This window comes from Sphaerotilus sp. (assembly GCF_041083715.1).
Classification (GTDB): domain Bacteria; phylum Pseudomonadota; class Gammaproteobacteria; order Burkholderiales; family Burkholderiaceae_C; genus Sphaerotilus.
The window spans coordinates 1-5205 of sequence record NZ_JBFPGY010000368.1 but is presented as its reverse complement, the minus strand read 5'-3'; the positions used below and the strand labels follow the sequence as shown (position 1 = coordinate 5205).

General features: G+C 60.5%; 9 protein-coding genes, 2 tRNA genes and 1 pseudogene. 10 read left to right on the top strand and 2 right to left on the bottom strand.

Annotated features, from left to right (window positions below; all coding sequences use genetic code 11):
- From AB3X43_RS17380 to AB3X43_RS17335, 10 genes are all read left to right on the top strand, one after another.
- Window positions 1-396, top strand: a 396-nt coding sequence (locus AB3X43_RS17380; protein ID WP_369431123.1) for a preprotein translocase subunit SecY, incomplete at its 5' end; no start/stop codon positions are given.
- A gap of 55 nt (window positions 397-451) precedes the next feature.
- The gene (gene infA / locus AB3X43_RS17375) at window positions 452-670 is read left to right on the top strand and encodes a translation initiation factor IF-1 (RefSeq protein WP_004521905.1); all 219 of its coding nucleotides are present in this window, start codon (window positions 452-454) and stop codon (window positions 668-670) included.
- A 55-nt stretch (window positions 671-725) separates the two neighbouring features.
- Window positions 726-839, top strand: a complete 114-nt coding sequence (gene rpmJ, locus AB3X43_RS17370; RefSeq protein WP_012348927.1) for a 50S ribosomal protein L36 — start codon at window positions 726-728, stop codon at window positions 837-839.
- 34 nt (window positions 840-873) lie between these two features.
- Complete coding sequence (rpsM, locus tag AB3X43_RS17365; RefSeq protein WP_310460632.1) at window positions 874-1239, top strand: 30S ribosomal protein S13; 366 nt, start codon at window positions 874-876, stop codon at window positions 1237-1239.
- 30 nt (window positions 1240-1269) lie between these two features.
- A complete protein-coding gene (gene rpsK / locus AB3X43_RS17360; RefSeq protein WP_179633180.1) occupies window positions 1270-1674 on the top strand; it encodes a 30S ribosomal protein S11 in 405 nt (134 codons plus the stop codon).
- A 229-nt stretch (window positions 1675-1903) separates the two neighbouring features.
- Entirely contained in the window at window positions 1904-2527 is a 624-nt protein-coding gene (gene rpsD, locus AB3X43_RS17355) for a 30S ribosomal protein S4 (RefSeq protein WP_369431122.1), read from the top strand.
- Window positions 2528-2663: 136 nt separating this feature from the next.
- Window positions 2664-3650, top strand: a complete 987-nt coding sequence (locus AB3X43_RS17350; protein WP_293999505.1) for a DNA-directed RNA polymerase subunit alpha — start codon at window positions 2664-2666, stop codon at window positions 3648-3650.
- A gap of 102 nt (window positions 3651-3752) precedes the next feature.
- Window positions 3753-4151, top strand: a complete 399-nt coding sequence (gene rplQ / locus AB3X43_RS17345) for a 50S ribosomal protein L17 (RefSeq protein WP_369431121.1) — start codon at window positions 3753-3755, stop codon at window positions 4149-4151.
- 92 nt (window positions 4152-4243) lie between these two features.
- Window positions 4244-4320, top strand: a tRNA-Met gene (locus AB3X43_RS17340).
- Between the two features lie 107 nt (window positions 4321-4427).
- A tRNA-Met gene (locus tag AB3X43_RS17335) sits at window positions 4428-4504 on the top strand.
- Between the two features lie 53 nt (window positions 4505-4557).
- On the opposite strand, the gene AB3X43_RS17330 is transcribed toward AB3X43_RS17335, so the two are convergent.
- Together AB3X43_RS17330 and garD are read right to left on the bottom strand one after the other, a co-directional pair.
- Window positions 4558-4947, bottom strand: coding sequence for a cupin domain-containing protein (locus tag AB3X43_RS17330; protein ID WP_369431120.1), 390 nt, complete (start codon window positions 4945-4947; stop codon window positions 4558-4560).
- An 89-nt stretch (window positions 4948-5036) separates the two neighbouring features.
- Window positions 5037-5205: pseudogene (gene garD, locus AB3X43_RS17325) on the bottom strand (galactarate dehydratase); the annotation flags it as partial.

Genomic DNA, 5205 nt, shown 5'->3' with positions numbered 1-5205 from the left:
TCGCCAGGGCAGCCGATCTATGTGTTGCTCTACGCCGCGATGATCGTGTTCTTCTGCTTCTTCTACACGGCGCTGGTGTTCAACAGCCGTGAGACCGCAGACAACCTGAAGAAGAGTGGTGCGTTCATTCCCGGGATTCGTCCTGGCGAGCAGACCGCGAAGTACATCGACAAGATCCTCGGGCGCTTGACGCTTGGGGGGGCGGTGTACATCACGCTGGTCTGCCTGCTGCCTGAGTTCCTGGTGCTGAAGTACAACGTGCCGTTCTACTTCGGTGGAACATCGCTGTTGATCATCGTGGTCGTGACGATGGATTTCTGGGCGCAGGTCCAGTCGTACGTGATGTCGCAGCAGTACGAAACGCTGTTGAAGAAGTCCAGCTTCAAGGCCAGCTGAGCTTCCAGGCACGCTGAACAAGAAAGACCGAGTAAGCGTAGCGAGCCGATTTCGTATGGCGAAAGACGACGTTATTCAGATGCAAGGGGAGGTCATCGAAAACCTCCCCAATGCCACCTTCCGGGTCAAACTGGAAAACGGCCATGTAGTGCTCGGGCATATCTCCGGGAAGATGCGGATGCATTACATCCGCATCCTTCCGGGGGACAAAGTGACCGTTGAATTGACCCCCTACGACCTGAGTCGTGCTCGCATCGTGTTCCGGGCGAAGTGAGCGAACCTCCCAACATTGTCCGGAAGAGAAGCGCAAGCCGATCAAGGAGAAGACCATGAAAGTCTCGGCATCCGTCAAGAAGATCTGCCGCAATTGCAAGATCATCCGTCGCAAGGGTGTGGTCCGTGTGATCTGCACCGATCCGCGCCACAAGCAGCGCCAGGGTTGATCGACCCGCCGCTGAAACCCTTTAGAGAGTCACCATGGCACGTATTGCTGGTATCAACATTCCGCCGCACAAGCACGCCGAGATCGGCCTGACCGCGATCTTCGGGGTCGGTCGCACGACCGCCCAGAAGATCTGCGACAGCTGCGGTATTCCGTTCAACAAGAAGGTCAAGGACCTGACTGACGGCGATCTGGAAAAGATCCGTGAGGCCGTGGGCACGATCACCATCGAAGGTGATCTGCGTCGCGAAATCTCGATCAACATCAAGCGCCTGATGGATCTGGGCTGCTACCGTGGCTTCCGCCATCGCCGCGGCCTGCCCATGCGTGGTCAGCGCACCCGCACCAATGCCCGTACCCGCAAGGGTCCGAAGAAGGGCGCTGCTGCGCTGAAGAAGTAAGCGCATCGTCGCCCAGGAAAGATTCGAGTCATGGCAAAAGCACCTGTCAACAACGCCGCCCGCCGCGTGAGCAAGAAGGTCCGCAAGAACGTTGCGGATGGCATCGCTCACGTGCACGCTTCGTTCAACAACACGATCATCACGATCACCGACCGCCAGGGCAATTCGCTGTCCTGGGCTTCGAGCGGTGGCCAGGGTTTCAAGGGTTCGCGTAAATCGACGCCCTTCGCAGCCCAGGTGGCGGCGGAAGTCGCAGGTCGTGCCGCTCAGGAACAAGGTATCAAGAACTTGGACGTTCGCATCAAGGGCCCGGGTCCGGGTCGCGAATCGTCGGTTCGCGCGCTGGCTTCCTTGGGTATCCGCATCGCATCGATTTCCGATGTGACGCCGGTCCCGCACAACGGCTGCCGTCCGCAAAAGCGCCGTCGCATCTGATGTCGGATTCCTGTCTGCGTGTGCAGACAGGATGAATTCATCGCTTTGCGCTACAATCGCAGGTTTTCCGGCGAATGCCTTGTGCCTTCGCCGGAAAATTCGTCGTTGCGACTGCCAAGGTGAAGTGGCTTCAGAGCCGCCGCACTACTTTAAGACCACCGTTTCGCGGATTCCCGTGAGACTCGCGCACGAATTGCGTGCGTCAGATTGAAACACAAGGACAACGTCCGTGGCACGTTACCTCGGCCCCAAGGCCAAACTTTCCCGCCGTGAAGGCACCGACCTGTTCCTGAAGAGCGCTCGCCGTTCGATCAGCGACAAGTCGAAATTCGAAACCAAGCCGGGCCAGCATGGCCGCACCTCGGGTTCGCGCACCTCGGACTATGGTCTGCAACTGCGTGAAAAGCAGAAGGTCAAGCGCATGTATGGCGTGCTGGAAAAGCAGTTCCGCCGTTACTTCGCCGAAGCCGAGCGCCGCAAGGGCAACACCGGCGCCACGCTGCTGCAACTGCTGGAATCGCGTCTGGACAACGTCGTCTACCGCATGGGCTTCGGCTCGACCCGCGCTGAAGCACGCCAGCTGGTGTCGCACAAGTCGGTCACGGTCAATGGCCAGGTCGTCAACATTCCGTCGTTCTCGGTCAAGGCCGGCGATGTGGTGTCGGTGCGCGAAAAAGCCAAGAAGCAGCTGCGCATCGTCGATGCGCTGAAGCTGGCCGAATCGATCGGTCTGCCCGCGTGGGTGGCGGTCGATCTGACCAAGATGGAAGGCACCTTCAAGAAGGCGCCTGACCGTGACGAATTCGGTGCCGAGATCAACGAATCGCTGATCGTCGAACTGTACTCGCGCTGATTCGTGAGATGGCACGCACCGGAGCGTGTGTGCCTCAGACCCCATCGCATCCCGGGTGCGCTGGGGTCTTGCCTCGCCCGGTGGGTCCATCAGCCTTATCGGTGTAACGAGCCGAGGGTATTGACAGGAACTTTGAATGCAAACCAATCTGCTGAAGCCCAAAGCCATCAACGTCGAACCGCTGGGCGGACACCGCGCCAAGGTGACGCTGGAGCCGTTCGAACGTGGCTATGGTCACACGCTGGGCAATGCACTGCGCCGCGTCCTGCTGTCGTCGATGGTGGGTTATGCGCCGACCGAAGTGACGATCGCTGGCGTGCTGCACGAGTACTCGACAGTGGATGGCGTGCAGGAAGACGTCGTTCACATCATGCTGAACCTCAAGGGTGTGGTGTTCCGTCTCCACAACCGCGACGAGGTGACGCTGGTGTTGCGCAAGGAGGGCGAAGGCCCGGTCACCGCGCGTGACATCCAGACGCCGCACGATGTCGAGATCATCAACCCGGACCTGGTCATCGCGCACCTGGCCCAGGGTGGCAAGCTCGACATGCAGATCAAGGTCGAGAAGGGCCGTGGCTATGTGCCGGGCACGATGCGCCGCTACGCTGACGAGCCGACCAAGAGCATTGGCCGCATCGTGCTGGACGCGTCGTTCTCGCCGGTTCGCCGCGTGAGCTACACCGTCGAGAGCGCCCGCGTCGAGCAACGCACCGATCTGGACAAGCTGGTCATGGAGATCGAGACCAACGGCGCGATCTCGCCGGAGGAAGCGATCCGTGCATCGGCCAAGATCCTGGTCGAACAGCTCGCCGTGTTCGCGCAGCTGGAAGGCAATGACCTGGCCGGCATCGTCGAGCCCGCACCACGTGCGCAGCACTTCGATCCGATCCTGCTGCGTCCGGTCGATGAGCTGGAACTGACAGTGCGTTCGGCGAACTGCCTGAAGGCCGAGAACATCTACTACATCGGCGACCTGATCCAGCGCACCGAGACCGAGCTGCTGAAGACCCCGAACCTGGGTCGCAAGTCGCTCAACGAGATCAAGGAAGTCCTCGCCTCGCGTGGCCTGACCCTGGGTGCTCGTCTCGAGAACTGGCCGCCGCAAGGTCTCGACAAGCGTTGATCGCTGGTCGGACGCTGACTGATTGAAACACCCAGCACGCTTTGAACGTGCACCCGGCGGTACCTGATCCGGCCGCCGGCATTTGAACCAGAAAGAACCACCATGCGCCATCGTAACGGCCTTCGCAAACTCAACCGCACCTCGTCGCACCGTCTGGCAATGCTGCGCAACATGGCCAATTCGCTGATCCAGCACGAAGCCATCAAGACCACGGTCCCCAAGGCCAAGGAACTGCGCCGCGTTGTCGAGCCGCTGATCACGCTGGGCAAGACCCCGACGCTGGCCAACAAGCGCCTCGCCTTCGACCGCCTGCGTGACCGCGACAATGTCGTCAAGCTGTTCGCGGTCCTCGGCCCGCGCTACGCCGCACGTCCGGGTGGCTACAGCCGCATCCTGAAGATGGGTTACCGTGTCGGCGACAATGCGCCGATGGCTTTTGTCGAGCTGGTGGACCGTCCTGACGCGGACGCCACGGTGGCTCCGGCCGAAGCTGCCGAGTGATCGACAAGCGGTTGTCCTTGGGAGCAGTTGAAAATAGTCCCCAAAAGCACTTGCTGACAACTGCTGTTCCGGCATAGAATATGAGTCTCAGTCGCGGGGTGGAGCAGTCTGGTAGCTCGTTGGGCTCATAACCCAAAGGTCGTAGGTTCAAATCCTGCCCCCGCAACCAAGTTTTCGCAGGTCGCATCAGTCGCTTGCAGCAACAGCTGGCAGTTTGCTGGCTGTTTTGTTTGAAGGTCAATCCGTACACCAGAACGGATTGACGAAGGTTTCAGTCGCGGGGTGGAGCAGTCTGGTAGCTCGTTGGGCTCATAACCCAAAGGTCGTAGGTTCAAATCCTGCCCCCGCAACCAACCACTCAAAAGCCAGCTCATCGAGCTGGCTTTTTTGTTGTCAGCCTGATTTCTCAGCTGCGCACGAACACAGTGGTCAGTGGGTCCGGCCCGACTTGCCGGCTCCAGTGTCCGTGCACCTTTGAATCGAAGGTGGCACCAGCTGGCAGCACATCGGCAGAATAGAAATGTTCCCCCGGCGAAAATACCCGTGTAGAGCCATCCTGCAGGCCGATTTCCATCTGACCACCCAGAATGAACACCCACTGCGGAGTTTCCGTGCAGTGGAACTCGCTGCGAAACCCCACTGGACTCTGGCGCAGTTGGTAGCCGCCGCTGGGCATCAGCGGTGACAGGCGGGCCGCTGGCTTGCCGTCGGTCAGCGCGATGGGCTCGTCACGGAAGCGGGCGCTGCCATCGGCGTCGGTGTAGAGGGCGATCTTGTGGAAGACGGTGTCGGACATGGGAGCGAAACAAAGTGGTGACAGGCGTCCAGCCTAACCGCCTGCTGCCTGGGTCGTCCAGCGCTGGGGCAGCGCCGGGATGATTCGCCTCAGGTCACCGGTGCTGGGTTGAACAGCACCAGCGCGTTGCGCAGCTTCCAGTGCTCGGCCCAGGTCTTGCGGCCGCTGGCGACTTCGAGCATCAGCCGGAACATCGCCCAGCCCGCCTCCTCGATCGACTCTTCGCCATCGGCGATGCGGCCGGCGTTCACGTCCATC

Excerpts from the sequence above, each read along its gene's own strand:
- rpsM (WP_310460632.1), top strand. The coding sequence starts at position 874 with ATGGCACGTATTGCTGGTATCAACATTCCGCCGCACAAGCACGCCGAG.
- rpmJ (WP_012348927.1), top strand. The coding sequence starts at position 726 with ATGAAAGTCTCGGCATCCGTCAAGAAGATCTGCCGCAATTGCAAGATC.
- rpsK (WP_179633180.1), top strand. The coding sequence starts at position 1,270 with ATGGCAAAAGCACCTGTCAACAACGCCGCCCGCCGCGTGAGCAAGAAG.
- AB3X43_RS17350 (WP_293999505.1), top strand. The coding sequence starts at position 2,664 with ATGCAAACCAATCTGCTGAAGCCCAAAGCCATCAACGTCGAACCGCTG.
- rplQ (WP_369431121.1), top strand. The coding sequence starts at position 3,753 with ATGCGCCATCGTAACGGCCTTCGCAAACTCAACCGCACCTCGTCGCAC.
- infA (WP_004521905.1), top strand. The coding sequence starts at position 452 with ATGGCGAAAGACGACGTTATTCAGATGCAAGGGGAGGTCATCGAAAAC.
- AB3X43_RS17330 (WP_369431120.1), bottom strand. The coding sequence starts at position 4,947 with ATGTCCGACACCGTCTTCCACAAGATCGCCCTCTACACCGACGCCGAT.